The sequence below is a fragment of the Lysobacter sp. SCRH-1R genome (assembly GCF_057747855.1).
The window spans coordinates 2,982,915-3,005,694 of the sequence record NZ_CM173227.1; the positions used below are offsets into that span (position 1 = coordinate 2,982,915).

A 22,780-nucleotide genomic window follows, 5' to 3' on the forward strand; every position below is an offset into this window, starting at 1 on the left:
CGATCGCGTTACCACAGGTCTTTCCTCCGATGTCCACGCGCATCCACGTGGCTTCGGATGGAAAAGCTATGCCCCAGAAAGCGTTGGACCGCTTAGTTTTGTGGCGCGACGTTGGACCAGAAAATTCAGTCTTCCCAACCGGGCTCGGGAAGCTTCGCAAGCATCTGCGAAACTTCGTTCTCAGAAATACCTTGGGGGAAGAACATGGAAACGATTCTGGCGATCAGCGACGGCGACGCATGACCGGCTGAGTTCTTGAAGTACTGCCCAAGCTGCCGCGCAACGAAATTCCGCTTCGCATTGGCGTGCGAGGGACGTTGGAGCGCCGGAACCTTCGCCATCGCGTCAAACTCCGCTGCGAGCCGCTTGAACAGCTCTGGTAGCGGCGGGACGATTCCGGGCACCCCTTCTGAGGGATCGCCATGGATGAGCCGCCAAGTCTCGTGCGCCTCAGTACTCGCCACCGAGTGATTAACCGGCGACTCCGGTGCGTCCGGGTCGTCCTTGGGCCTGTTGTACTCATCCCAGTCTGCCTTCGTTACGCGCCCAGCCACGTCTCCCATCCGGTAGCCAAGAGGCTTTCCCTCCTGCTCAATCTCTGCGGTTTTACGAAGGTAGAGGTTGTGCAGCCGGACGCGAGCATGGACCTGAGTCCGCTCTTCTTCCGTGTACAACTCCATGAAGTCGAGGGGCTCACCCGTCAGGTATTCCCGCAGGAGATTGATCCTCTCAATCTCAGTCGCCAGCGAGCGGGCATGACTTCTGAGGCGGGTCATTAGCTTGCGGTGATCCGAGGGAGTGGCCTTGCTGATCCTCGCCCAATGGTCGAACGCACCACAGATGGTGAGTGGGAGCGTGCTCGTGAGGTTGTTAGGTCGGTCGTAGGACTTCTCGATCGTTGCCCAGACATCTTCTGCGCCCGGGCTAAAGATCAGCGTGCGAGCAACATCCTTGAGCTGGGAATCGGACCCGTACTCGTACACCTGCCATAGGTTGAATGGCACCCATGCTGGGCCCGTGTGGGTCTCCGGGTCCATCTCCTTGGCGAGCAGGAACTTGCTGGACCAGTCGTGGCGGTCCAACACTTCCGAAGGCAGGGGCTCGCCCTTGATGTCCGCCAAGCCGAGGACGAAACCGACTGCATGTAGCTGGGATCTGTCCTTATCGCGCATAGCTTCCGACCCTCTCGGCGACTTTCCGTTTCCTCATGTTGCCTTTTGTTGCCTCGCGTTGACTCATGGATTTGTGGCTGGCCTCCAAGAACTCAACGGCGGCCGGGCCTTGTTAATCCCTGTTAACAGCTGTCAACTTCTGTAAACCGAAACGGTGCGAACCCGCGCGAACCGCTGCGAAAGGGGGCGAAAGCCGGCGAAACGATCCTAGGCGACGCTCGGCGGCGTGGGGCCTGACAGCCGATCGAACACGTAGAACAGCGCGTCCTCTGCATTCCGGACCTGAGGCCAGTCCACCCCGAGTCCACCGAGCCAGTCCTTCACGGCAGAGCGCTTACGCAGGCGTGCTTCCAGCGCCGGGACCTCGCAGCCCGGCACATCGCCAAGTGCCTGCTTCAACCGCTCTGCCCTCTCGCCCTCGCGCGAACACGATGGGACGACCTCGTCGATGTCTCCGATCTCCTCCACCGACCAGTCATCACCGAATTGCTTGAGCCACATCCACCTCTTCCAGAGTTCCCCCGTCTGCGCGCGTGCGGGGAAGGCCACGATTTGGGCACAGGGACCCGTCTTGACCTTGGCTCCCCTCTTCCTGGTCTTCGGGAACTGGATCAGCTGACCCGATTGGCTATTGGTTGCGGGCGCGGTCATGCTGCACCATCCGGATGGAACTCTTCAGGGGCCATCGCCTTCACAAGCCGGGAAGCCAGCTGACGAGCCCTGTCGTCGAGCGGCGTGGGATTCGCGGGCCGGTTGCGCATCTTTTCCCAGTCTGTCTTGATCGCCATCCCGGTCGCCGCGCTATCCCACACATCGCGCGGAGCCATGTTCGGGAACTTTCGACGAATGAACTGGCAGGCCTTCCGCATCTCGGTCTGCTCCTGACGGTTCCGGTAGATGCGTTCCGGTGGAAACGAGACGACGATGGCGGTCATCGGCCACCTCCCGCAGCACGGGCGCCGGCCAAGTGCGCCATCGCCGTCCGCACTAGGGCCTGTTCGGCCGGGCTGAGCTCCAGAAACGCGGCCAGGAACGAGGCTTCGTCTGCCGTCAGGGTGATTAGCGTGCCCATGAGACCCTCCCGATCAGACCGGCGAGGAACTCGACAAGGGTCACGGGCGAAGACTGGATCGGCTTGGCGGGCGCGGCCGCGATCGCCTCGGCATACCCGCGGACCCGCAACTTGTCCCTAGTCGAAAGGTCCCTATAGATCTTCAGAAGTCGTTCTTCTTCCTGCCGGTTCGCTGTAGTCCAGACGGTCATGGCTACCTCCTGCCCCTTAGGGCCACGGCCGCCTTGCTCGGGGCCGTTTCTGCAATTACACTAAATCTCCTTTTTTGCAATTGCAAGAACTTTATGGCGAGACCACCCCTGCCCGAATCAGAACGACGTACGGAAGTCCTCCAGCTCCGGCTGACAAAGGGGGAGCGAAAGGACTTGGACGAGGGCGCAGAAGCGTCAGGGGAGCAGGTGTCGGAATTCATCCGAACGGCCGCTCTGGAGAAGGCCAAGCGTGTTAAGAAGAAGGCCGGGGAGCCCAATCAGGGCTGAGGAGGTGATCGATGCGCGCGATAGCTATGGCTGCGGCCATGGCTTGGCTGCTGACTGGCTGCGGCCCAAGCCTGAAGGATCAGGTTGAACACGCCCAACACACGGCCGAGGAAGCGCTGAGTATTGCGCAAAGTACGGCATCAGCCTTAGATGATGGCACTGCGTCGGGGAACACGTTGGCGTCTGAGGTCGAAGAAGCCAAGCAGGCGGCGGACGCAGCACTCGCTGCCGCGGAAGCGACATCGGCCCACGCGGAGGCACTTGAGGCCAGAATTGACGTGATCTGCTCTAGAGCGCCGGCTGCGTGCTACTGAACTTGCTCGCTAACTTAGCCATGGTAGTGCCCATGAAGGTAGCTATTCTCTCCGCCGCCCTAGCCGTGAGCTGGTCCGCGCAGGCGGCTGACGTCGCTTCTTGTTCGGATCCAGTTGGGCAAGGGTACTTCCCAGAGATCGGCCTTATAGGAAAGAAGGATGCCGGCTGGTCAGAAGAGAGAATCACTGGCGGCATCACGAAGCTCGTTAAGACCGGAGAGAGTGACCTTGACATCCTGTTTGTGGACGCGCGTAAGGATATCGTTTCTGCTCGCGACGACGGCGGGCGCGTTTCACTCCTGACCAAGGGAGAGAATGCCTTTTCCGTCATTGTCGTTTACCCAGGCACGACCGCAGAGGTTTACACGTTCCTAAAGAACAGCTCAGGGCATCTCGAGTATCTTCACACCCTCAGCAGATCTGGAGACGGAGTGCTGATCACGAAAGCCTCCGTGATGCGCGGGGACTGCAGCTACATCAACTTCGACGCGCTGTAGCGACCGGAGCCGCCGACAAGGATTGATATGGCGAACAGCTTCATCTACGAGCTCACAATGGCCCTCGTTCCAGGCGCATTAGCGGGCTACTACTTCGGCCTGCTCATGGCGAAGCAGGCAAAGTTCAACGCCCTAAAGCACGAAGCACTCAGATGCGTCAGGGTCATTGACTACATGGGTGACGAGCGAAGGACGGACTTTCAACACACCGAGCGAGTCAAGGAACTGCACTTGATCGCCTCAGAACTCTTTCACCTTAAGCATCGTGGTGCAGGAGAAAAACTGTTGATCATCGTCCGACAGGTGACCGACTTGATTGCGTCATCCAGGGAAGTTCCTGTCGAAACGACAGCCTCCAACTTCGCCCGGTGGCAGAAAGAACTACGAGCGCTACGCCCGGGATGGCGCTTCATCCTGCCTTGGGGACAGATCTAAATCTGCCAACAGCCCCGAGGCGTCTGGGCATCCACCATGTTGCGTGCCGTGCTAGTTCGCCGCGCCGAGACTTGATAACTCGCGACACGATACTTTCGCAGTGCCAGAGGAATTGCACTACGGCAGAAAGTAATCGATTCGCCGTTTCGTCTGACAAACCCGCCGAGGGCGTCGATCGAGGTGGCGCCTCCGGCGGGACCCTGCCATTACCCCACGGCCCAATGCTGCTCGTGCTCATGTCGAAAAGTTGTGAGCGGTGCTTCCAGCTTAGTCGGCACGAGCAGTAACGGTTATTGTCGGTAGATCAGCTCGCCGAGCCACGCCGGAGCGGAATGATCTTCCTGCCCTGTCCGCCGAGAATCCTTTCCTCTAGACGCTCCATCGGGCTCCGTAGGCGCTCCACGTCGTCCGTGAGGTAGCCAGCCGTCACGTCAGCAAGCTGGCTGTGCGCCGCAATGGCCTTGAGCGCATACGCAGACACGTCCATCGCTTCCAGCAGCGAAAGCGCGGTGCGCCGCAGGTCATGCGGTGACCAGGTGATGCGTGCACCCTCGGCGTCCTTGATTTTGTCTAGGAAGCGCTTCGAAAGCCTGTTGATAGGCTGATAGACGATCCTCCCCTTCTCATCGCGCCCCAGCCCCGGGAACACGTAACGGTCCGATCGCCCGTCCTTCTGCCGCTGCTTAAGCATTGCCAGCATCTGCGGCCCCAACGGGAGCGAGTGCGCCACCTTGCCCTTCATGCGCTCCTTGGGAATGGTGATCGTCTTGGCCTTGAAGTCGATCTCTGACCATTCGAGTCCCGCGCCGGCCGTCCACCGAAGGGCGGTGCACAGCAGGAACAAGGTCAGGTCGCGCTGCGTCCCACTCAGGTCAGGCGGAAGATCCTCGGGCAGCGAGCGGACCGCAGCCACAAACTCAGGGAGGGTGTCGCCGATGAGGGCCCGCTTTCGACGGGCGACATTCCCCCACCCCTTCGTCGCTGTGATGCGCTTGGCTACGTCAGGGAGATCTAGGCCCCGCTCAGCCCTCAGATAGTTCACGACGGCCCGCAGCGCGCGTACAGCGCCGTCCGCGCGTGCAGGGCTGGCCTTGATGCGCTTCCGGGACAAAGCCGTCTCCACCTTCGCCTGGGCGCGTATATCGCGAGTCTTGCGATCACGGTGACGATCGCGGACCCGTTCGGGGGTCAGATCGATCAGCGGGCGGTCCCAGTAGTCGCCGAAGGTCGTCCGGAGGTCGCGTTCGTAGGTCACCTTCGTAGCGGGCCGCAACTGGTCCCTCTCGGCAAGATAGATAGCCAATCCCTCGCCCAGGGTGAGCCCCTCACGGTGTGCCGCAGCCTTCCTCTGCCGCTTCACGGCGTTGGGGTCGATGCCCTGGTGCAATTCGCCAATCTTTACCTTGGCCTGCTTCCGGGCCTCGGTCGCCGAAACGTTATCCGCCTTCCCTAACGACACGCGCGTCATCGGTCCGCCAGGAATGCGCTTCAAGACACTCCAACTGGCTGCTGTCGCCGTGACGCGGAGCCGGAGAGCAGGGACCTCCTCGTCTTGGAACTCAATGCGGCCAGACCGGACCTTCTGGCGCAGGGCTGCCACTCTTGCTTCAGTGAACTTAACGATCTCTGCCATCTCGCCCACCGCGTCATCTGGGTAGCACCTGGGTAGCAGGACAAGCCGCCTTCCCCAGTAGCTGCCAGTAAAACATGCGCCCTAAGTCGCTGTAGTGCAAGGGGTATCAGTAGGTCCCCGTATTCAGTAGATGAGTGGCATCAAGGATTGAAAATCCCCGTGTCGGGGGTTCGATTCCCTCCCCGGCCACCATTCGAATAAAGCTGTTTTGAAGGGGTTTGCAGCGATGCAGACCCCTTTTTCGTTTTCGGCTTCCGAACCGCGTATCCGGCACATATCCGGTCGGCGGATGGCGCTCAGCCACGGCACACAAACGCGCCACACGGCCCGCCTACCCTGACCCGCTCCGACGTAGCGCCCTATCGATGCGCGCCGCCTGCGCTTGTGCGTCACTCATGCGGGGCCGCCGCCGACCATCCCGACCGAGCCGCATGGATCGCCCCGACCTCGGCGAGCAGCCGGTCGGTATGCCGGGCCGCCCACAGTTCGACCCCATGCCGGCCGGTGTCATAGGACGCACAGGAACGCACGTGACGGGCTTCCCATGGCCGGTGCTGTTCGAGTGTCGCCCGCCAGTCGCCACAGCCCCCTGCGCGCGACAGGCGCACAATCTCGGTGCCGTGCAGCAGGTAGCAAACAGGCAGGCCGTGCAGGTCGCCGGCGATGGGGAGGGGTTGCCACTCGAACATGCCCGGCATCGTGCGCCGGGCACGTCTCACGCGTTGCGGTTATGCCACGCGTACGCCCAAAGCCTTCGCTTCCTCCACCGGGTCCACCCACATTTCAAAAACGACGTTGCGATTCCGGTCGTGCCAGTAGTACCGGCCGAAATCGGAGAACGCCCGCGTGCCCTCGCGGCACGTGCGCAGGCGAAGGCCGGGATTGCAGGCGCGATTGATGCGCTTCACCAGCGCGGCGCGCTGGGCTTCGTTCAAGTCGTCGAGGGTCATGTCGGCACCTAAGCAGGAAAAGGCGCACGCGGGATGCGTGCGCCGGTCCATGCCGTGCCGTGCCACGTGGGCGGCTCATGGTCGCCGCCGATCAATGCGAACCCTACCCCTCGTCGGGCAGCGATTCCAGCGCCGCCGGTCGGGTACGCTCATCCAAGGTGCGCAATAGAATTGACTGCGATGGTAGTCGCTGCGGACAACAAGCCGGGGACGTGGTGACGTTCCCAAGGATCGCGTATGAACCACGGCGCCGGATGGATCGTTTATGAGGAGTCCTATCACGAGCACACCCGGAAACTGGTGTCGATTCTGCCGGCGCGACGAAACGTCCGCTTCGTCGCTGACTTCATGGAGCAACTTTACACGGACCATCACGCGTCCCTGAGCGAACGGCTTCGTTACAAGAAGAATCCGAAAGTCCCGATGTTCCGTGCGATGGTGGATATCTGCGCAGGCCCAATACACGTTGGGCACGATCCTTTTCTAGTCGGCATCTACGCACGAAAAATCACGCTCGATGGAAACGTTCTAGGATTCTGGTACAAGATCGCAACTAATCGTGATGACCCGCTTAACCCTGTGCTTGAGGATCGGCATCAGTCACTTCAAGTCGACGACTAAAGCGACAAGGGAAGACGACTCACATGATGGATAAGCAATTGGTGTTGAATCGATGGCTGCCGTCCCGACTCGAAACGCTGCACGCTATGGGGATCGCGTTGGCGCACTACAACGCCGACAAAGAACGGTTGCGAATGGAAATCCGCTTTGACGGAGATTTGGTCATCGAGGGAACAGCAGCAGGGTTCATCTATCCAACACTCGAAAGCGGCGTCATTAACGCGAGAGCGTTGCTTGAATTCATGGGGCTGTGTATGGACAAGCAAGGCCGCCTCGCCAACGTGAGCAAGAGACGCCCGAACGATATCGGCATAGAAGATTTCACGCGCGATGGGGCGCCCTTGTCGCTCGTGCGTCCGAACGAAGCTATCGCACGCTACCAAGGCCCGCAGGAAGATGCGGAAGCGGGTTTTCTCGCCATCTTTAGCCTAGCGAACAAAGTGCTCGCGCACATGACAACGGACGTGGAGTCGGGGCGATGGCCGTCGCAAGTGCTTCAAATTGCGTGCGCCGGGATTCCGGCCCTTCTGGAAAGCTATCTGTATACGCCACTCTGTCTTCCGTTCCCGAAGTGCCGATGCACTTCCCGGCCTCGCGGCGACTGACGGCGAGCTCTGGACAGTCGGCGTCCACCCGCGCACTAAAGGACTGTGAGCGCACGATGGTTAGCGACAGGGTCGGCGGTAAGAAGCGAGCAATGAAGCGACAAGTTCATTTTCCGTCCCTTGTAGGACTAATCCTCACGCTCGCTACTACAGTAGCGGCGCTGTGGGGCGCAGGGGTGCGGCACGCAGCAGCTCCGACCATTTACCAGGCGGCCAGACCTAAGGCATGGCTGTCCGATTTTGGGGATATGGCCATCGCGATCATTCTGCTAGCTGCCCCCCTAGTCATTTGGCTGGCCCATAAGGCATTTTTCAGTAGGTTTCGTCGTTAACCAACTTCGTCCGCTACTAAAAGCGGACGTTTGGCCTACACGGAAGACCAAAGATGGAAGAAAGGTTCAAGGTTCGTCTCCCGACCGTCCAGGGAGTCGTCCGTACTCTGGTTGTCTACGACGACGGCGTAGTCAGGCTTCAGGCGTTCGGTCGCAATGGCGACTCCCTAGTGACGATTCGTTTTGTGGCCCCCCTCATGGTCCGAATAGCCGATGAGGGAGTTCGCCTCCGGTTGCTGGGACACCTTGGCGACATGCGCGGCACGATCTTGCTTGATGAGCGGAGTGAACTGTCGCCGTGGACGTTCGACGAAGGTCTCCACACTCGAGACATGTCATTAGTCAGGCATTTCATTCTGCTGTTGGGTGAGGAAGTCGTGGATGTCCTCGCGTTCGATGAGCCGGACGTGCGCCTTCCGTGAACTGTGCAGGTCGAGGATGGCCGAGGGATACTTCTGCGAGGTAGCGACACGTTTTCTGCGTTGTGCGTTCTGGGGCTGCAGCAAGCGGGCTCCTGTAGCCGGGTAAGCGAAGCGCACCGGGGGCGAGCCATCGCGGACACGCTTCCCCGGGTGCGGCTTCGCCTTACCCGGGCTACAAAGGCCCAGGCTAATGACGACCGCGACGCGACGGTGACGGCAACGGCAGCGGTGCGACAACGACAAGGGGCAGCCAGGCGAAGACTCCGTTGGACGGGACCACTGGCCGTCCGCCCACCCACACGCGACCACCCCAAACCAGAGTTGCGCTCCGGATGTAGGAATTTTCTTACCCCGAGTAGCGCAATCGCCCGATGGCATCACGGCAGGTTCAGGCGCGATTCTGGCGTCCGCCCCGGCAGCCCGGTCAATGCGCAAGCATGGATGCTGCTCAGCAATGGAATCAGGCCGTCACCGTGAGCGGGTGAGCTTGCTGGGCCGGGGCGCTTCTTCTTTCTTGCGGGACATTGGCAGGGCTTCAGGGGGAACCAGGGTGGGAACGACTTACGCCAGCGGTTCCTCGCGGGATTCGCGCGCCGTGCGCGATTCCGATGCCCTCCCCTCCGCCAGCCCCGATGCGTCCCGACTCGTCCGCCGCCGCACAGCGCGCCGGGCGGCGCTGCGCTATCTCATCGTCTGGAGCACGGTCGCGGCGCTCGCCCTGATCGCGCAGGTCATCGCACCGGCCGCGGCGACCTGATCCCCCGAGATTCGCTTCGACCTGCTCCCTCTTCAGGCCCCGCCACGCTGGCGGAGCCCACCGTGCGCCGTAGTATGCTCGCCCTCCCATCACGACGGAGCGGCGGCATGAAGGCGATGCACTGGACACGTTGGACCGCATTGGCACTGGCCGCGTTGTTGCTGGCCGGCTGTTCCAGCGGGCCGGTCCGGCGCGTCTCCGAACCGTCCGCGCGCATCCAGCAGCTCACCGTCCGCGCCGATGGCAGCTGGTCGGCGGAACTTCGCATCGAAAACTTCAGCAGCATCCCAATGCGCTTCGAGAACGTCGACCTGGCGGTCAAGGTGGCCGATGCCGAAACCGGCCGCCTTCGCGCGCAGCCCGCGCTGTCGATCGGCCCGGAATCGGCCGACGTCATCACCGTCAACATGACGCCCGACGCCGCCGGCAAGTTCGCCGCGGCCGATGCGCTGTCGTCCGGTCGCAGCCTGTCCTACTCGCTGAGCGGGCGCATCGACGCGACGCCGGACGAAGGCAAGCAGCGCAGTTTCGACCTCGACCGCAGCGGCGTACTCAGCCCCGCGCCGGGCCTGCCCGGCGTGCTGCGCTGATCGCCCTCCCGTCTTTCCACCGACCGCCCTCCACGACCGCCGCAGCGCGCGTCCCGCACGGAATTCCACATGAGCAGTTACAAAGCACCCCTTGGTGACATGCGCTTCGCGCTGTTCGACGTCCTCGGCGCGGAAGCGCAGTTCCAGCGGCTGGGATTCACCGATGCCACGCGCGACGTGCTCGACGCCGTGCTCGATGAGGCCGCGCGTTTCACCGAAACCGTGCTCGCGCCGCTCAATCCGGTGGGCGACCGCGAAGGCTGCAAACTCGACACGGCGACCGGCGCCGTCACCACGCCAGCGGGCTTCAAGCAGGCGTACGCGCAGTTCGTCGACGGCGGCTGGGCGGGGCTGACCTCGCCGGTCGATTTCGGCGGACAGGGCCTGCCGCAGTTGGTCGGCGTGCCGCTGAAGGAAATGATCGACGCGGCGAATCTCGCGTGGGGCAACTTCCCGCTGCTCTCGCACGGCGCCATCGAAGCGCTGCTGCACCACGGCGAGAGCTGGCAGCAGGAAGCGTTCCTCAAGCCGCTGGTCGAAGGCCGCTGGACCGGCACGATGTGCCTGACCGAACCGCATTGCGGCAGCGACCTGGGCCTGCTGAAGACGCGCGCGGAACCCAACGGCGACGGCAGCTATTCGATCACCGGCACGAAGATCTTCATCACCGCCGGCGAGCACGATTTCACCGACAACATCGTGCACCTGGTGCTGGCGCGGCTTCCCGACGCACCGGCCGGCAGCAAGGGCATTTCGCTGTTCGTGGTGCCGCGCGAGCGCGTGGCGCAGGACGGGTCGATCGGCGAACGCAACGCGGTGCGCTGCGGCAGCCTGGAACACAAGATGGGCATCCACGGTTCGGCCACGTGCGTGATGAATTTCGACGGCGCGCAGGGCTATCTGGTCGGCGCGCCGCACAAGGGTCTCATGGCGATGTTCACCATGATGAACTCCGCGCGGCTGGGCGTCGGGTTGCAGGGGCTTGGGCTGTCGGAACGTGCGCTGCAGAACGCGCTGCGTTACTCGCGCGAACGCCTGCAGATGCGCGCGCTGTCGGGCGTGAAGTTCCCGGACAAGCCGGCCGATCCGATCATCGTGCATCCCGACGTGCGCCGCATGCTGCTGACGTGCAAGGCGCTGATCGAAGGCGGTCGCCTGATGGGTTACGACGCCGCAATGCAGGGCGACATCGCGGCGAATTCGAATGATGCCGCCGAACGCGAACTGGCCGATGCGCAGGCGGGTTTCCTCACGCCGATCGTGAAGGCGTGCCTGACCGAATGGGGCGTGGAGTGCACGTACAACGCGCTGCAATGCTTCGGCGGCCACGGCTACATCGCCGAGCATGGAATGGAGCAGCTCGCGCGCGATGCCCGCATCACCACGCTGTACGAAGGCACGACCGGCATCCAGGCGCTGGACCTGCTGGGCCGCAAGATCATGGCGATGCAGGGCGTGGGACTGAAGGCGTTCCTCGCGCGCGTGCAGCGGTTCTGCGAGGAGAACGCGGGTAACGAGGCCCTGGCCGAATTCGTCGGCCCGCTGCGCGAGACCGCGTCGCGCTGGCAGCTGCTGACCCAGCAGATCGGCCAGCGCGCGGCCGGCAATGCCGACGAGATCGGCGCGGCATCGTACGACTACCTGATGTACTCCGGCTACGCGGTGCTCGCCTACTGGTGGGCGCGCGCGGTGGCGGCGGCCGATGCGTCGTCGCATCCGGCGTCGTTCAAGGACGACAAGCGTGCGACCGCGCGCTTCTACTTCGCGCGCATCCTGCCGCGCACCCTCACCCACGCGGCGGCGATCGACAGCGGCGTTGCGGGGTTGCCGGAGCTCGCCGTCGAGGCCGGCTGAGTGCGACGGCCCGCGGCGGGACACCCCCGCGGGCCGCAAGTACACAAAATGTAAACAATGGCGTATAAGCTGGTGTCCCGATGGAGACCGATAGAGCGAACCTGCGCCTGGTCCGAACCGGAACCGATCTGGATCCGGCGTCGCCTCCCTTCGTGCCACGCGGCGCGATAGACCGACTCAATTCGGTCCGATTACTGTCGCTGGACGCGCATGGTCGCGTCCTCGACTGGATGAGCTGGCAGGACGCCACCTGCCTCTACGTGCGCGGTGCGGTCGCCTGGACGCTGGGCGATCCCTGCCTGCAGGTGCATGGCGGCATCAGCCGCTTCACCGGCGAGCGGAGCGTGATCGAACTGCATCCCATCGTCGCCGCGCGCAGTCATGCGCGCACGCACGCGCTCGATCCCACGCCCGCCCTGACCAACGCCGCGCTGTTCGCGCGCGACGGTTACCTGTGCATGTACTGCGGCCACGACTTCAGCCGCCCGCACCTCACGCGCGACCACGTCGTGCCGGTGTCCAAGGGCGGTCGCGACCTCTGGGAGAACGTGGTCGCGGCCTGCTTCCACTGCAACTCGCGCAAGGGCAACCGCACGCCGCAGCAGGCGGGCATGCCGCTGCTGGCCGTGCCGTACCGGCCAAGTTGGGTCGAGCACCTGATCCTGTCCAACCGCAACATCCTCGCCGACCAGATGGCGTTCCTGCGCAGCCACCTGCCGAAGAACGCGCGCATGCAGGCGTGAGCCGCCATCGCGTGACGCGGTTCGCGATTTGATCGGATCGCACTTCTCGCCCCGGGCCATCTGACCTAAAAGGTTCAGATGCGACGCTCCGCGCGCGTTGACGACCGTAAGGGCGTCCGTAACACTCGCCAACCATTGCAAATTCACGACGGATTCACGATGCGCCTGACCCTCGGTCTGACCGGCATGGACCCGACCACGGAGTCCGCCCTGCAGGCGGCGATCCAGGCGGCCAACAGCCGCATGGGGAACGCCTGGAGCCTGGTGCCCGATACCGAGGCCGAGTACGTCATCGTCGACATGGACAGCATGTACGGCCCGATGAGCTGGTTGCGCCTGCACGCCGCCGGCAAGAGCGTGGTGGCGCTGACCGCCGCGCAGCGCACGCAGGCCGATTTCCGCCTGGGCCAGCCGTTCGACGCGAACAGCGTGGGCAACCTGCTGCGCGATATCGCGTCGCAGGCGGGCATCACCTTCGATGCGCCGGCCGCGCCGGAACCGAAGCCCGCGCCGGCACCTGCCGCGCCCGCGCCGGTCGCACCTGCACCCGCGCCGGTCGCTGCCGAGCCCGCATCCGCGCCGGAACCCGCACCCGTGGCTCCCGTCGTCGAGGCGGCGCCTGTCGTCGAAAAGCCCGCCATCGAAACGCCCGTGGCCGCCGAGCCGGTCGCCGCCGCCGCACCTGCGTCGTCGATCGTCGAAGGCTCGCTGCTCGACTGGATCGCCAACGACCGCCTCAAGGGCCGCGTGCGCCTGCGCGGCGCCGACGACGGCCTGCTGCTCGATCTCGACCAGCGCGTCTATCACGGCCCGGCCGCGCTCAAGCCGCTGGCGCGGCATTTCGAAGGCCGGCTGGACTCGGCCGAATTCGTGCCCGTCGACGCGGCCACCTGGGCCAGCGAAAGCGCGCGCCTGGGCGCCGCGATGCCCCTGTCGCGACTGGTGTGGTTCGGCAACCTGCTGGCCGGCAAGGGCGCGCTGGCGTCCGAACACGACCCGTCGCGCCGCTACCTGATGGTCAAATGGCCGCAAACCGAGCGCGAATATCCGAAGCACTTCCGCATCGCGACGGTGATGATGAAGGGCCCGGCGCTGGTGTCGGAGATCGCCGAAGCCAGCGGCGTCACCCAGGCCGAAGTGGCGGACTTCATCAACGCCAACCTCGCCACCGGTTTCGCCGAGGTCGAGCGCGAGCCCGAGCCGGTCGATCCCGGCAAGACCGGCAGCGGCCTGTTCGGCCGCCTGCGCGGACGCTGATCGCCGCCACTGGCGTGGCGGACGGGCCGCATCTGAACAGGGCGTCGTGATACGGCCCGGTTCGATCCTTGCCCACCCCGGACGACGGCGGGACAATGGCGAACTTGCCGTCTGACACCGTCGTGATGATCGACCCGCAACGTTATCCGCGCCTGTCCCGCATCGAGGTTCCCGCCGACCTGCGCCAGTTCCCCGAAGAGGAACTGCCCGCGATCGCCGACGAGCTGCGCGCCTACCTGATCGAACAGGTCGCCCTCGTCGGTGGCCACTTCGGTGCGGGCCTGGGCGTGATCGAACTCACCGTCGCGCTGCACTGGCTGTATGAAACGCCGGTGGATCGCCTGGTGTGGGACGTCGGCCACCAGACCTACCCGCACAAGATCCTCACCGGCCGCCGCGACATCATCCACACGGTGAAGCAGGCCGGCGGCGTCGCGCCGTTCCCGAAGCGCGAGGAAAGCGAGTACGACACCTTCGGCGTGGGCCATTCGTCCACGTCGATCTCGGCGGCATTGGGCATGGCGATCGCGCTGCAGCAGCAGGGCGACGACCGCAAGGTCGTGGCGGTGATCGGCGATGGCGCGATGACCGCGGGCATGGCGTTCGAGGCGCTGAACCACGGCGGCGGCATGGATCCCGAGCCGAACCTGCTGGTCATCCTCAACGACAACCAGATGTCGATTTCCGAGAACGTCGGCGGCCTCACGCAGATGCTCGGACGCCTGACCGGCAGCCGCACGCTCAACGCGATCCGCGAAGGCGGCAAGCGCCTGCTCGGCGACAAGAACAAGCCGGCGGCGAAGTTCGTCAAGCGCTGGGAAGAACACTGGAAGGGCATGTTCGTGCCGTCCACGCTGTTCGAGGAAATGGGCTTCCACTACACCGGCCCGATCGACGGCCACGACCTTCCCGCCCTGCTCTCCGCGCTGAAGACGCTCAAGGGCCTGAAGGGTCCGCAGCTGCTCCACATCATCACGACCAAGGGCAAGGGCTACGAGCTCGCCGAGGGCGACCAGATCGGCTACCACGCCGTCGGTCCGTTCGATCCCGAGAAGGGCCTGATCAGCAAGCCCGGCGCGAAGAAGCCGACGTACACCGACGTCTTCGGCGACTGGCTGTGCGACATGGCCGCCGCCGAGCCGCGCCTGCAGGGCATCACGCCGGCGATGCGCGAAGGTTCGGGCCTGGTGCGTTTCAGCCGCGAATACCCGCAGCGCTATTTCGACGTCGCCATCGCCGAGCAGCACGCGGTGACGCTCGCCGCCGGCATGGCGTGCGAAGGCGCCAAGCCGGTGGTCGCCATCTATTCCACGTTCCTGCAGCGCGGTTACGACCAGCTCGTGCATGACGTGGCGATCCAGAACCTCGACGTGCTGTTCGCGATCGATCGCGGCGGCGTGGTCGGCCCGGACGGTGCGACGCACGCGGGCAACCTCGACCTGAGTTACCTGCGCTGCGTGCCGAACATGGTGGTGATGGCGCCGGCCGACGAGAACGAATGCCGGCAGATGCTGAGCACCGGGTATCACCACGAAGGTCCGGCGGCCGTACGTTATCCGCGCGGTACCGGCCCGGGCGTGGCCGTGCAGCCGACGCTCGACACGCTGCCGATCGGCCGCGCCGAAGTGCGCCGCAGCGGTTCGAAGATCGCGCTGCTGGCGTTCGGTTCGGTCACCGCCGCCGCCGAAGCGGTGGGCGCGGAGCTGGGCCTGACGGTGGTCAACATGCGCTTCGTGAAGCCGCTGGATCGTGCGCTGATCCTTGAGCTGGCGCATGCGCATGCGGGCTTCGCGACGATCGAGGACAACGTCGTCGCGGGTGGCGCGGGCTCTGGCGTCGCGGAACTGTTGAACGCCGAAGGCATCGCGCTGCCGATGCTGCACCTGGGCCTGCCGGACGAGTTCCAGCACCACGCGAGCCGCGAGCAGTTGCTGGCCGAATCCGGGCTGGATGTCGCGGGCATCCGCGCGGCGGTGCTGCGGCGCTGGCCGGATCTGGGACGGGCGAATGTGGCGGTGAGCGCGGCGGGTTGACGTCGCGCACGACGCCTGCTTCATCCTCGTCCCGCGACGCCCGGAAAAACCACATCACCGTCATCCCGGCGAAGGACGGGACGAGGGTCATGGGCGCTACGGAACCGGCACCGGCTCCTCCACGACATACCCCTTCGCCTTCAACCGCGCGAGAAACCCATCCGCCCGCGTCAGCTCGCGCATCGGCAACACCGCGAACGTCGTCGCGTTCTTCGCCAGCGCCGCCTCTGCCGCATCGAGCCACCGCGCGGCGACCTGTTCCTCGATATCGCCCGTGCGCTTGCGCAGTACGCCCGACTGCGCGGCGGCGCGCAGGCACGCCTCGTTCTGATCCGTGTACGGGAGTGCCTTGAGCGCTTCCAGGTCGCCCACGGCCCACGCGTTGGCGCGATCGCGCATCGTGCCCAGGTCGGATTCCAGACGCTGCAGCGTCTTGGCGAAGCAATCCAGATCCGCCAGTCGCGAGCTGCGGAACTCGTTCAGCGCGACCTTCGGATCCTCGATCATCACCGTCACCATCGGGTCCGTGCGCGGCACCTTGTGGCGCTTGGCGAGCTTCTCCACGACCGGCCACACCACCCCGCCCTGTCGCAGGCCGACGTCCTCGATGGCTTCCTGGTACAGCTCCATCGCCGCGAGGATCGGCCGGTAACTCTCCACGCCCTGGTCGCGGCCGATGTATTTCTCCTTCAGCACGCGCCAGCGCGCGTACATGTCCGGCGGCACCACCTGCTGCAGTGTCTGGCCGTCCGGGTTCTTGCGCGCGCCGAAGGCTTTGGGCGCGAGCGCCAGGGTTCCGAAGAAACCCAGGTCGGTGTCGATGCGCACGCCCGGCGGCTCGATCACCTCCTGCGACTGCGCGATGACCTGCTCGACCTCGCGCGATTCCCAGTCCATGCGGCGCGGCAACGGCGACACGGTGCCGAGCACCCACAGCGTGTGCCCGCCCCTGCGCACTTTCCACAGCCCGGGCCCGGGCTGGACGCCGCTGACCACCAGCGGTTCGAGGTCGCGGATCGGCGGCTCGACCGGCGGCGCACCCTGCGCGTGGGCCGCGCCCGCGGCGGCGAACAGGAATGCGGACAGCAGCATGGCGGTTCGATGGAGCATTCGGCATTCCCTTGGCTGGCGATGCGCGGACATTCCTGCCCCGCGCGGATCGGGATGGACCGCCTCCGCGATCACGAGTTCCCGTTCATGCCGGCGACCATGCGCCAGCCTCACGCAGGGCCTGCGCGACCGCACTTTCCGGATCGAGCAACGCGAAGCCGTCCCAGACGAATCCCGGCGCGACCATGCACGCGACCAGCGTATACGCAGACAGCGGGCGCGCGGCCTGCCAGCGCCCCGCGCGCACGACGTGCATCGCCGGGCCGCCTCGCGCGGCGCTGTCCAGCCGGATGGTGCGAAGCACGCCATCGTCGGCGTCGAATTCCTGCAACTCCAGCGGCCCGCCGTCCTGCCAGTGCCAGGTCTCGTCGGCGTCGACCCGGTGCCAGCGGCTCGCCTCGCCCTCCGCCAGCAGGAACTGGATGGCCGTCAGCGCCGGGCGCCGATACCCGCCATGTTCGACCGGCAGCGCCGATTCGTACACGCGGCGGTAATGGCCGCCCTCGGGATGCGGGACCAGTTGCAGGTCGGCGATGAGACGGCGCGCGGTCGGTCCGGAGGTGTCCATGGCGCCATCGTAGCCGCGCTGGCCGCCGCGCGTTCCAAGTCGAAAAACCTGCAGAACCAGGCGATCCGGCAAGCCAGACCCGCGCATGCCGCAACCGTCCCTCGCGCCGCACGCGATCCTGTCTGAGGGTCCGGCGCGCTCGCGGCGAACGCGTCGGCCACTTCACCACCTCCTCACCGTGCATCGCGGAGATTGCGCACCTCATCCGCATGAGGGGCAGGAGATGGAGAAGTCGGCAGAACGAAACGCGTTGTGGCAGGACCACGTGGCCGTGGGATTCGACGTCGTCAGCAACGACGGCATCCTGCAGGGCTATGCCTGCAACGCGCCGTTCGTGATCGGAGCTTTCGCCGACGAGCCGGCTCGGGAAAGCGCCGTCGCAGGGAGAGAGGCGCTGGCGCTTTCCTGAGCGGCATGTTCCGGGACGGCGTGCAGCTGGCCGCTCCCGCAGGCGGTGCTATCCTCCGGCGCGTCCCGCGTTGTAAGGATGAGCCCGGATGCCCGCCAAGACGACCTCCAGGAAAGCGAGTTCCGTCGTGAAGAAGGCCGCCAGCAAGGCGGCCGCGAAAACCACCGCGAAGAAGGCGGTCAGCAGCACGTCCCCGCGCAAGGCGGCGGCTACGAAGCAGGACGGGCCGAAACTGCTTTCCGGTGGCAATCCGCAGATACCCAAGGGCCATGGCGATGAGCCCGTGCAGGCCTACATCGCGGCCATGCCGGGCTGGAAGCGCGATGCGTGGCGCCGCCTCGACGCGCTGATCGAGAAGACCGTCCCCGACGTGCGCAAGGCGGTGAAGTGGAACTCGCCGCTCTACGGCGCACCTGGCGATGAAGGCTGGTTCCTCGGCGTGCACTGCTTCACGCGCTACATCAAGGTGTCCTTCTTCCGCGGCGCGTCGCTCAAGCCTGTGCCGCCGGGCGAATCGAAGATGGCGCACGTGCGCTACCTCGACATCCACGAGGACGACGCCGTGGACGAGGTGCAGTTCGCGACGTGGATCCGCCAGGCCAGCAAGCTGCCCGGCGAAAAAATGTAGCGGCTGGCGCGATCGCCGACCAATCCGACGAGACCATCTTATGAAGAAGCAGAACGGCAACGGCAGCACGGACGCGCACGCGGACGCCTCGCGCCTCATCGATGCGCGCATCGAAGAACTCGGCGACTGGCGCGGCAAGACGCTCGCGCGCGTGCGCAAGATCATCCGGCAGGCCGACCCGGACGTGATCGAGGAATGGAAATGGCGCGGCGTGCCGGTGTGGTCGCACGATGGCATCCTCTGCACCGGCGAAACCTACAAGCAGCACGTCAAGCTGACCTTCGCGAAAGGCGCGTCGCTGGACGACCCGGCCGGCCTGTTCAATTCGAGCCTGGACGGCAATACGCGACGCGCGATCGACCTGCACGAAGGCGACGAGATCGACGAGGACGCACTGAAGACGCTGATCCGCGCCGCGGTCGCGTTGAACGCGACGAAGAAGACACGCAGGAAGAGCGTGGCCGCAGCGAAGTAACCACCCAGAAGAAAAACGCCGCGGGTGTTCCGCGGCGTTCCCGGAAAACATGTGCGCCCTCGCCCCGGCGACGGCGCACATCACGGCTTACATCGCGTACTGGTTGGTCGTGACGCGGATGTTCGTCGTCGTGCTGGACTTCTGCACGTGCGGATCGTTGCCCTTCGGCATCGGGCCGGGAAGGATCCCCGTCATCGTCACCAGCGGCTTGTCCACGGTGTTGAGGCCGAAGATCTTCGTGTAGTTGTTGCGGAACACGTTGCCGCTGGCCTGGTAGTCGTTGGTGGTCGAGCTGAACATCAGGCCGCACAGGTTGTTGTGCAGGAAGCGGTTCTGCGCGATGTAGCCGGAGACCGCACCGACGGTCAGCAGGCCGTAGCCCCCGTTGTATTCCATCGTGCACGACTTGACCGTCACGCCCTTGACGCGCTTGTACACCAGGATGCCGTTGCCCTTGTTGTTGCGGATCAGGCAGTTCTGGATGTGCACGGTTTCGGTCGTGCGCAGGTCGTTGATGTCCGGCTCGATGTCGATGCCGCACTCCGGCGCGATGCCGTTGGAGTTGCTGAATTCGCTGTCGTACACCTTCACGGTGCGCGAGCAGCCGATCGTCAGCGCCTGGCGGCGGTTGTTGGTCGAGACGATGTTCGCGACGACCACGTCCACCGACGGAATCGTCGGCGCATTGGTCTGCATCGCGCCGCCGATCGACATTCCGTCGCCCCAGCAGTTGGAGATGTGGATGTCGCGCACGGTCACGCGGTTGGCGCCGCGGACCATGATGCCGTGGCCCCATTCGCCGGTCGTGCCCAGGTGCGTGTCGCGATCGCCGATGATGCGACCGCCGGAGATCTCGACGTCGCTCACCATGTAGACCATGAGCACGTAGGCGCGCTCGGCGGCGTTGCTCTTGGCCTTCAGGATCGCATTGGGATCCATCTGCAGGCGCATCTTGCTGCGCAGGCGCACGTTGACGGTCGGGTCGATGATGTAGGTGCCGGCCGGCACCGTCACCGTGCCGCCGGTCGACGGCAGCGCGTTGATCGCCTTCTGGAACGCGGCAGTGTCGTCATGCACGCCGTCGCCATAGGCGCCATGGTTCTTCACGCTTACCACCGCGGTGCCGCGCGCGCGCACCGGCGGCGCGTAGGTGTTGGCGGTGGTGGCACCGGCCGCGAACACCTTGCCGATGCCGGCAAAGCCGAGCACCGGCGGGACCGACAGGATGAGGGACTTCTGGATGAATTCGCGGCGCGGCATACCGGCCGCGCGGGTCGCACGGTTATCGTTCACGTTCGTTTCCGGAGTAAAAATCAGCGAGAGCTGGGCAGGCACGGAGACGAAGCGAAGAACATGTGTGCTCACACCGTCTTCGCCTGGTCATCACGTCACGATGATGTTCGTGACTGGTGCGCACATTAGCTCACGCCACGCTGACGGAGATGAACATGCGTGCGTGACTTTGCGTATTTGTGGTTTAGCTCAAGAAATATCGGGCGAGTCGGTCAGACGCGTTGCTTCTTCACGTTTCTGACTGCGCCTGCGAGCGCTTCTTCCGTTCCTGAATGAACATTGCTTTGGCTCTTCACATGCATGACGGGGCCGCTCACGCATCGCGGGCTACGCTTGCGATCGGTTTCCGGAGATCCCTCATGAGCGACGACCCGAACACCCGCGGCGAGCCCGACCGTTCGCGCATCAACGTCAACCAGGAACACGAACTGCGCTATTGGACGCAGGCGCTCGACGTCACCGAAGAGGAGCTGCGCGAGGCCGTGCGTGCGGTCGGCGCGTCGGTCTCGGAGGTACGCGAATACCTCCGCAGCCGTTGAGGGCGCTGTCGCACAAGCGGACTCTTCAGGGCGGAGCCCGCCTTCAGCGCGCGCATTCCCCGGAAGCGCCCGGCGTGGAGATCGCGGAAAGGATGTCCTCGAAGCGGTAGGGCTTCTGCAGGACGGGAACATGCGCGGGCGCCCCGCTGCTTTGCGCGTCGTATCCGGTCGCCAATACCACCGGAAAACCCGGCCTGATCCGCTGCATCGCGCACGCGAGTTCAACGCCGCCCATGCCGCCGGGCAGTTCGACGTCGATCACGGCGCAGTCGAAGTTTTCCTGCTGGAACAACTGCAGCGCGGCTTGCGCGTCTGGCACCGCGCGCACGTCGAGTCCGGCCGCACTCAACGCCTGCACGGCGGTCTGCGCCAGCAGGTAACTGTCCTCGACGAAGAGGATGGAACGCGAGCGGCGCATCGGCGTCTCCCAGTCATGCAGCCCCCTGCGAACCGATGCTAACCCGCCGTTGTCGGAAAAGCGTCGAAGCCGCGTGTAGCGCCAGTTACCCCACCGAACCGGACTCGAGCACCACGTGTGAACGCATGCGCCGTGCGTGGCTGGCTTCACGTGGAAGCCGCGTTTGTTCATATAGGGTCATAGCGAACTGTACAGGGAGCAGTCCGAATGAATCTGGCCATCCAATGCCTGCCGCCAGGCTGGCGACTCGAAGCATTGCCGCCTTCGCGCGAACGTCGGGAATGCTGTCTTCGACTTACGAACCCACACGGACAGGAGATCACCTTTACCCACAAGCCATTCCAGTTCGCCTGCGACATCACGCGCGAGTTCGAGGCCGACCTTCGCGCGTTGCAATCGCCTTGCGAACAGGCCGATCCATCGCTTCGCATCGCACGACCGGAACAGATCGGGAAGGACGGCTTCCCTTCACTGCAGCGGATCGCCGGCTGCGAGTGAGAACACACGAAGCCGTTTCCGTCCACGCCAACATCGAAGGGAGCCCACCATGACACAGCCCTTGCATACGTTGCCGCCCGACTGGAGGCTGGAAGTGCACGGCCCCGCCTGCGGATGGCCGAACTGCACCATCATCATCACCAGCCCGCACGGACTGCAGATCCGCTTCGTCCACAGCCCGGACGAAAGCGCCTGCAAGCTCACCGAACAGCTGCAGGAAGCGATGGGGTATCGACAGGACGTTTCCACCTGGCAGTAACAAGGGGAATGCACCCTCGCGGCACCGACGACCGGGGCGACTGACGCTTCAATGCAGCCAGCCGCCCCGCACGTTCCTGGGGATGGCAGACGATGTTCGGACGCGCCGTGGGCCATGCCGGCGGCGCGCAGGAAGCGTGTGCAGTTGGATGGTAATGTCACGCCTTCGTCCTCACGCAAGGCAGCCTGCCTCTCGATCGCGATCGACGCGGCGGGTACGAAAGGAGTCGCGCATGGAAGTCTCAACGAGGGATCTCGTGGCGTTCGCTCACGTGGCCGATGTGGAACGGACCATCCGGTTCTATTCCGACCTGGGCTTCCACGTTGCGAACAGCGTCGTGCCGGAAGGCAGCACGGTTCCCGTATGGGCGTGGCTTGAAAGCGGGAAGGCGAACCTGATGGTGGGCGCGGCATCCGCGCCCGTGGAGGCGAGCCAGCAGGCGGTGCTCTTCTATCTGTACTACGGCGACATCAGGCAGGTGCACGCAACGCTGCTGGCTCTCGGCCACGAGCCGGGCGAAATCAGGCATCCGTTCTACATGCCGGGCGGCGAGTTCCGGCTGTGCGACCCGGACGGTTATGTCCTGATGTTGGCTCAGGCGTAGATCCGGCGAGCACGGGGCATCGCAATGAACCGGCAGTAGCTCCGCCACCTTACCCGGCGATTGCGTACTGCGCGCGGTCGCGTCGATCGTCGCCCTCGGGCATCGCCCGTGAGCAGCGTGTGCTCGAGCAGCCGTTTCCTGAGGGGCGGGGAACAAGCGCGATGTCATGTGGATGGCGCCTCAGGAGCCCCATCCGGCGAGTACGGGGGTGAC

General features: G+C 64.7%; 30 protein-coding genes. 19 read left to right on the forward strand and 11 right to left on the reverse strand.

Annotated features, from left to right (window positions below; genetic code table 11):
* Positions 1 to 125 precede the first annotated feature (125 nt).
* The 4 genes from AC3ANK_RS13640 to AC3ANK_RS13655 all read right to left on the reverse strand — a co-directional run bounded on the left by AC3ANK_RS13640 (position 126) and on the right by AC3ANK_RS13655 (position 2,435).
* Positions 126 to 1,172 (reverse strand): hypothetical protein, encoded by a 1,047-nt coding sequence (locus AC3ANK_RS13640; protein WP_484171437.1) that lies wholly within the window; start codon positions 1,170 to 1,172, stop codon positions 126 to 128.
* A 207-nt stretch (positions 1,173 to 1,379) separates the two neighbouring features.
* Complete coding sequence (locus AC3ANK_RS13645; protein WP_484171438.1) at positions 1,380 to 1,823, reverse strand: hypothetical protein; 444 nt, start codon at positions 1,821 to 1,823, stop codon at positions 1,380 to 1,382.
* On the reverse strand, positions 1,820 to 2,107 hold the full coding sequence (locus AC3ANK_RS13650) for a hypothetical protein (protein WP_484171439.1): 288 nt from the start codon (positions 2,105 to 2,107) through the stop codon (positions 1,820 to 1,822). Before AC3ANK_RS13650 ends, AC3ANK_RS13645 begins: the two co-directional genes overlap by 4 nt.
* A gap of 124 nt (positions 2,108 to 2,231) precedes the next feature.
* A complete protein-coding gene (locus AC3ANK_RS13655; RefSeq protein ID WP_206861293.1) occupies positions 2,232 to 2,435 on the reverse strand; it encodes a hypothetical protein in 204 nt (67 codons plus the stop codon).
* A gap of 93 nt (positions 2,436 to 2,528) precedes the next feature.
* On the opposite strand from AC3ANK_RS13655, the gene AC3ANK_RS13660 reads away from it, so the two are divergent.
* From AC3ANK_RS13660 to AC3ANK_RS13670, 3 genes are all read left to right on the forward strand, one after another.
* The gene (locus tag AC3ANK_RS13660; RefSeq protein WP_425492552.1) at positions 2,529 to 2,723 is read left to right on the forward strand and encodes a plasmid mobilization protein; all 195 of its coding nucleotides are present in this window, start codon (positions 2,529 to 2,531) and stop codon (positions 2,721 to 2,723) included.
* A 346-nt stretch (positions 2,724 to 3,069) separates the two neighbouring features.
* Positions 3,070 to 3,534, forward strand: a complete 465-nt coding sequence (locus tag AC3ANK_RS13665) for a hypothetical protein (protein WP_484171440.1) — start codon at positions 3,070 to 3,072, stop codon at positions 3,532 to 3,534.
* 27 nt (positions 3,535 to 3,561) lie between these two features.
* Positions 3,562 to 3,969 (forward strand): hypothetical protein, encoded by a 408-nt coding sequence (locus AC3ANK_RS13670; RefSeq protein ID WP_206861296.1) that lies wholly within the window; start codon positions 3,562 to 3,564, stop codon positions 3,967 to 3,969.
* Between the two features lie 304 nt (positions 3,970 to 4,273).
* Here the strand turns inward: AC3ANK_RS13670 and AC3ANK_RS13675 are convergent, their stop codons facing one another.
* From AC3ANK_RS13675 to AC3ANK_RS13685, 3 genes are all read right to left on the reverse strand, one after another.
* Positions 4,274 to 5,602, reverse strand: coding sequence for a tyrosine-type recombinase/integrase (locus AC3ANK_RS13675; RefSeq protein WP_484171441.1), 1,329 nt, complete (start codon positions 5,600 to 5,602; stop codon positions 4,274 to 4,276).
* Positions 5,603 to 5,991: 389 nt separating this feature from the next.
* Positions 5,992 to 6,291 (reverse strand): hypothetical protein, encoded by a 300-nt coding sequence (locus tag AC3ANK_RS13680; RefSeq protein WP_484171442.1) that lies wholly within the window; start codon positions 6,289 to 6,291, stop codon positions 5,992 to 5,994.
* Between the two features lie 39 nt (positions 6,292 to 6,330).
* Entirely contained in the window at positions 6,331 to 6,552 is a 222-nt protein-coding gene (locus tag AC3ANK_RS13685; protein ID WP_484171443.1) for a hypothetical protein, read from the reverse strand.
* A gap of 237 nt (positions 6,553 to 6,789) precedes the next feature.
* On the opposite strand from AC3ANK_RS13685, the gene AC3ANK_RS13690 reads away from it, so the two are divergent.
* The 9 genes from AC3ANK_RS13690 to dxs all read left to right on the forward strand — a co-directional run bounded on the left by AC3ANK_RS13690 (position 6,790) and on the right by dxs (position 15,766).
* Positions 6,790 to 7,173 carry a hypothetical protein gene (locus AC3ANK_RS13690; RefSeq protein ID WP_484171444.1) on the forward strand — a complete coding sequence of 128 codons (384 nt, stop codon included), beginning with the start codon at positions 6,790 to 6,792 and terminating at the stop codon, positions 7,171 to 7,173.
* A gap of 23 nt (positions 7,174 to 7,196) precedes the next feature.
* Positions 7,197 to 7,778 (forward strand): hypothetical protein, encoded by a 582-nt coding sequence (locus AC3ANK_RS13695; protein ID WP_484171445.1) that lies wholly within the window; start codon positions 7,197 to 7,199, stop codon positions 7,776 to 7,778.
* Positions 7,779 to 8,163: 385 nt separating this feature from the next.
* Positions 8,164 to 8,532 (forward strand): hypothetical protein, encoded by a 369-nt coding sequence (locus AC3ANK_RS13700; protein ID WP_484171446.1) that lies wholly within the window; start codon positions 8,164 to 8,166, stop codon positions 8,530 to 8,532.
* A 595-nt stretch (positions 8,533 to 9,127) separates the two neighbouring features.
* Complete coding sequence (locus AC3ANK_RS13705) at positions 9,128 to 9,289, forward strand: hypothetical protein (protein WP_206861298.1); 162 nt, start codon at positions 9,128 to 9,130, stop codon at positions 9,287 to 9,289.
* Positions 9,290 to 9,405: 116 nt separating this feature from the next.
* Positions 9,406 to 9,879: an LEA type 2 family protein gene (locus AC3ANK_RS13710; protein ID WP_206861641.1), complete on the forward strand. Its 474-nt coding sequence runs from the start codon at positions 9,406 to 9,408 to the stop codon at positions 9,877 to 9,879.
* 69 nt (positions 9,880 to 9,948) lie between these two features.
* Positions 9,949 to 11,733, forward strand: coding sequence for an acyl-CoA dehydrogenase C-terminal domain-containing protein (locus AC3ANK_RS13715; RefSeq protein ID WP_206861299.1), 1,785 nt, complete (start codon positions 9,949 to 9,951; stop codon positions 11,731 to 11,733).
* A gap of 80 nt (positions 11,734 to 11,813) precedes the next feature.
* Positions 11,814 to 12,476 carry an HNH endonuclease gene (locus AC3ANK_RS13720; RefSeq protein WP_206861300.1) on the forward strand — a complete coding sequence of 221 codons (663 nt, stop codon included), beginning with the start codon at positions 11,814 to 11,816 and terminating at the stop codon, positions 12,474 to 12,476.
* Positions 12,477 to 12,635: 159 nt separating this feature from the next.
* Positions 12,636 to 13,733: a helix-turn-helix domain-containing protein gene (locus AC3ANK_RS13725; RefSeq protein ID WP_206861301.1), complete on the forward strand. Its 1,098-nt coding sequence runs from the start codon at positions 12,636 to 12,638 to the stop codon at positions 13,731 to 13,733.
* Between the two features lie 125 nt (positions 13,734 to 13,858).
* The gene (gene dxs, locus AC3ANK_RS13730) at positions 13,859 to 15,766 is read left to right on the forward strand and encodes a 1-deoxy-D-xylulose-5-phosphate synthase (protein ID WP_484172885.1); all 1,908 of its coding nucleotides are present in this window, start codon (positions 13,859 to 13,861) and stop codon (positions 15,764 to 15,766) included.
* A gap of 96 nt (positions 15,767 to 15,862) precedes the next feature.
* On the opposite strand, the gene AC3ANK_RS13735 is transcribed toward dxs, so the two are convergent.
* Both AC3ANK_RS13735 and AC3ANK_RS13740 read right to left on the reverse strand, forming a co-directional pair.
* Entirely contained in the window at positions 15,863 to 16,876 is a 1,014-nt protein-coding gene (locus tag AC3ANK_RS13735; RefSeq protein WP_484171447.1) for a TraB/GumN family protein, read from the reverse strand.
* Between the two features lie 85 nt (positions 16,877 to 16,961).
* Positions 16,962 to 17,444 (reverse strand): cupin domain-containing protein, encoded by a 483-nt coding sequence (locus AC3ANK_RS13740; RefSeq protein WP_484171448.1) that lies wholly within the window; start codon positions 17,442 to 17,444, stop codon positions 16,962 to 16,964.
* 223 nt (positions 17,445 to 17,667) lie between these two features.
* Between AC3ANK_RS13740 and AC3ANK_RS13745 the strand changes: the two genes are divergently transcribed.
* From AC3ANK_RS13745 to AC3ANK_RS13755, 3 genes are all read left to right on the forward strand, one after another.
* Positions 17,668 to 17,853, forward strand: a complete 186-nt coding sequence (locus AC3ANK_RS13745) for a hypothetical protein (protein ID WP_206861303.1) — start codon at positions 17,668 to 17,670, stop codon at positions 17,851 to 17,853.
* An 88-nt stretch (positions 17,854 to 17,941) separates the two neighbouring features.
* Positions 17,942 to 18,481: a DUF1801 domain-containing protein gene (locus AC3ANK_RS13750; RefSeq protein ID WP_242525129.1), complete on the forward strand. Its 540-nt coding sequence runs from the start codon at positions 17,942 to 17,944 to the stop codon at positions 18,479 to 18,481.
* Positions 18,482 to 18,521: 40 nt separating this feature from the next.
* Positions 18,522 to 18,956 carry a DUF1801 domain-containing protein gene (locus AC3ANK_RS13755; RefSeq protein ID WP_206861304.1) on the forward strand — a complete coding sequence of 145 codons (435 nt, stop codon included), beginning with the start codon at positions 18,522 to 18,524 and terminating at the stop codon, positions 18,954 to 18,956.
* Positions 18,957 to 19,043: 87 nt separating this feature from the next.
* Here the strand turns inward: AC3ANK_RS13755 and AC3ANK_RS13760 are convergent, their stop codons facing one another.
* Positions 19,044 to 20,249 carry a right-handed parallel beta-helix repeat-containing protein gene (locus AC3ANK_RS13760; protein WP_206861305.1) on the reverse strand — a complete coding sequence of 402 codons (1,206 nt, stop codon included), beginning with the start codon at positions 20,247 to 20,249 and terminating at the stop codon, positions 19,044 to 19,046.
* Positions 20,250 to 20,608: 359 nt separating this feature from the next.
* On the opposite strand from AC3ANK_RS13760, the gene AC3ANK_RS13765 reads away from it, so the two are divergent.
* Positions 20,609 to 20,788: a DUF3606 domain-containing protein gene (locus tag AC3ANK_RS13765; RefSeq protein ID WP_206861306.1), complete on the forward strand. Its 180-nt coding sequence runs from the start codon at positions 20,609 to 20,611 to the stop codon at positions 20,786 to 20,788.
* A 43-nt stretch (positions 20,789 to 20,831) separates the two neighbouring features.
* Here AC3ANK_RS13765 and AC3ANK_RS13770 read toward each other — a convergent pair whose 3' ends face one another.
* A complete protein-coding gene (locus AC3ANK_RS13770) occupies positions 20,832 to 21,377 on the reverse strand; it encodes a response regulator (RefSeq protein WP_484171449.1) in 546 nt (181 codons plus the stop codon).
* Between the two features lie 36 nt (positions 21,378 to 21,413).
* Between AC3ANK_RS13770 and AC3ANK_RS13775 the strand changes: the two genes are divergently transcribed.
* The 3 genes from AC3ANK_RS13775 (at position 21,414) to AC3ANK_RS13785 (ending at position 22,567) form a co-directional block, all read left to right on the forward strand.
* The gene (locus AC3ANK_RS13775; protein ID WP_484171450.1) at positions 21,414 to 21,704 is read left to right on the forward strand and encodes a hypothetical protein; all 291 of its coding nucleotides are present in this window, start codon (positions 21,414 to 21,416) and stop codon (positions 21,702 to 21,704) included.
* Positions 21,705 to 21,753: 49 nt separating this feature from the next.
* A complete protein-coding gene (locus tag AC3ANK_RS13780) occupies positions 21,754 to 21,963 on the forward strand; it encodes a hypothetical protein (RefSeq protein ID WP_206861309.1) in 210 nt (69 codons plus the stop codon).
* Positions 21,964 to 22,195: 232 nt separating this feature from the next.
* Positions 22,196 to 22,567: a VOC family protein gene (locus tag AC3ANK_RS13785; protein WP_484171451.1), complete on the forward strand. Its 372-nt coding sequence runs from the start codon at positions 22,196 to 22,198 to the stop codon at positions 22,565 to 22,567.
* Positions 22,568 to 22,780: the final 213 nt, after the last annotated feature.

Excerpts from the sequence above, each read along its gene's own strand:
- AC3ANK_RS13640 (WP_484171437.1), bottom strand. The coding sequence starts at position 1,172 with ATGCGCGATAAGGACAGATCCCAGCTACATGCAGTCGGTTTCGTCCTC.
- AC3ANK_RS13645 (WP_484171438.1), bottom strand. The coding sequence starts at position 1,823 with ATGACCGCGCCCGCAACCAATAGCCAATCGGGTCAGCTGATCCAGTTC.
- AC3ANK_RS13650 (WP_484171439.1), bottom strand. The coding sequence starts at position 2,107 with ATGACCGCCATCGTCGTCTCGTTTCCACCGGAACGCATCTACCGGAAC.
- AC3ANK_RS13655 (WP_206861293.1), bottom strand. The coding sequence starts at position 2,435 with ATGACCGTCTGGACTACAGCGAACCGGCAGGAAGAAGAACGACTTCTG.
- AC3ANK_RS13660 (WP_425492552.1), top strand. The coding sequence starts at position 2,529 with ATGGCGAGACCACCCCTGCCCGAATCAGAACGACGTACGGAAGTCCTC.
- AC3ANK_RS13665 (WP_484171440.1), top strand. The coding sequence starts at position 3,070 with ATGAAGGTAGCTATTCTCTCCGCCGCCCTAGCCGTGAGCTGGTCCGCG.
- AC3ANK_RS13670 (WP_206861296.1), top strand. The coding sequence starts at position 3,562 with ATGGCGAACAGCTTCATCTACGAGCTCACAATGGCCCTCGTTCCAGGC.
- AC3ANK_RS13675 (WP_484171441.1), bottom strand. The coding sequence starts at position 5,602 with ATGGCAGAGATCGTTAAGTTCACTGAAGCAAGAGTGGCAGCCCTGCGC.
- AC3ANK_RS13680 (WP_484171442.1), bottom strand. The coding sequence starts at position 6,291 with ATGTTCGAGTGGCAACCCCTCCCCATCGCCGGCGACCTGCACGGCCTG.
- AC3ANK_RS13685 (WP_484171443.1), bottom strand. The coding sequence starts at position 6,552 with ATGACCCTCGACGACTTGAACGAAGCCCAGCGCGCCGCGCTGGTGAAG.
- AC3ANK_RS13690 (WP_484171444.1), top strand. The coding sequence starts at position 6,790 with ATGAACCACGGCGCCGGATGGATCGTTTATGAGGAGTCCTATCACGAG.
- AC3ANK_RS13695 (WP_484171445.1), top strand. The coding sequence starts at position 7,197 with ATGATGGATAAGCAATTGGTGTTGAATCGATGGCTGCCGTCCCGACTC.
- AC3ANK_RS13700 (WP_484171446.1), top strand. The coding sequence starts at position 8,164 with ATGGAAGAAAGGTTCAAGGTTCGTCTCCCGACCGTCCAGGGAGTCGTC.
- AC3ANK_RS13710 (WP_206861641.1), top strand. The coding sequence starts at position 9,406 with ATGCACTGGACACGTTGGACCGCATTGGCACTGGCCGCGTTGTTGCTG.
- AC3ANK_RS13715 (WP_206861299.1), top strand. The coding sequence starts at position 9,949 with ATGAGCAGTTACAAAGCACCCCTTGGTGACATGCGCTTCGCGCTGTTC.
- AC3ANK_RS13720 (WP_206861300.1), top strand. The coding sequence starts at position 11,814 with ATGGAGACCGATAGAGCGAACCTGCGCCTGGTCCGAACCGGAACCGAT.
- AC3ANK_RS13725 (WP_206861301.1), top strand. The coding sequence starts at position 12,636 with ATGCGCCTGACCCTCGGTCTGACCGGCATGGACCCGACCACGGAGTCC.
- dxs (WP_484172885.1), top strand. The coding sequence starts at position 13,859 with ATGATCGACCCGCAACGTTATCCGCGCCTGTCCCGCATCGAGGTTCCC.
- AC3ANK_RS13735 (WP_484171447.1), bottom strand. The coding sequence starts at position 16,876 with ATGCTCCATCGAACCGCCATGCTGCTGTCCGCATTCCTGTTCGCCGCC.
- AC3ANK_RS13740 (WP_484171448.1), bottom strand. The coding sequence starts at position 17,444 with ATGGACACCTCCGGACCGACCGCGCGCCGTCTCATCGCCGACCTGCAA.
- AC3ANK_RS13745 (WP_206861303.1), top strand. The coding sequence starts at position 17,668 with ATGGAGAAGTCGGCAGAACGAAACGCGTTGTGGCAGGACCACGTGGCC.
- AC3ANK_RS13750 (WP_242525129.1), top strand. The coding sequence starts at position 17,942 with ATGCCCGCCAAGACGACCTCCAGGAAAGCGAGTTCCGTCGTGAAGAAG.
- AC3ANK_RS13755 (WP_206861304.1), top strand. The coding sequence starts at position 18,522 with ATGAAGAAGCAGAACGGCAACGGCAGCACGGACGCGCACGCGGACGCC.
- AC3ANK_RS13765 (WP_206861306.1), top strand. The coding sequence starts at position 20,609 with ATGAGCGACGACCCGAACACCCGCGGCGAGCCCGACCGTTCGCGCATC.
- AC3ANK_RS13770 (WP_484171449.1), bottom strand. The coding sequence starts at position 21,377 with ATGAACAAACGCGGCTTCCACGTGAAGCCAGCCACGCACGGCGCATGC.
- AC3ANK_RS13775 (WP_484171450.1), top strand. The coding sequence starts at position 21,414 with ATGAATCTGGCCATCCAATGCCTGCCGCCAGGCTGGCGACTCGAAGCA.
- AC3ANK_RS13780 (WP_206861309.1), top strand. The coding sequence starts at position 21,754 with ATGACACAGCCCTTGCATACGTTGCCGCCCGACTGGAGGCTGGAAGTG.
- AC3ANK_RS13785 (WP_484171451.1), top strand. The coding sequence starts at position 22,196 with ATGGAAGTCTCAACGAGGGATCTCGTGGCGTTCGCTCACGTGGCCGAT.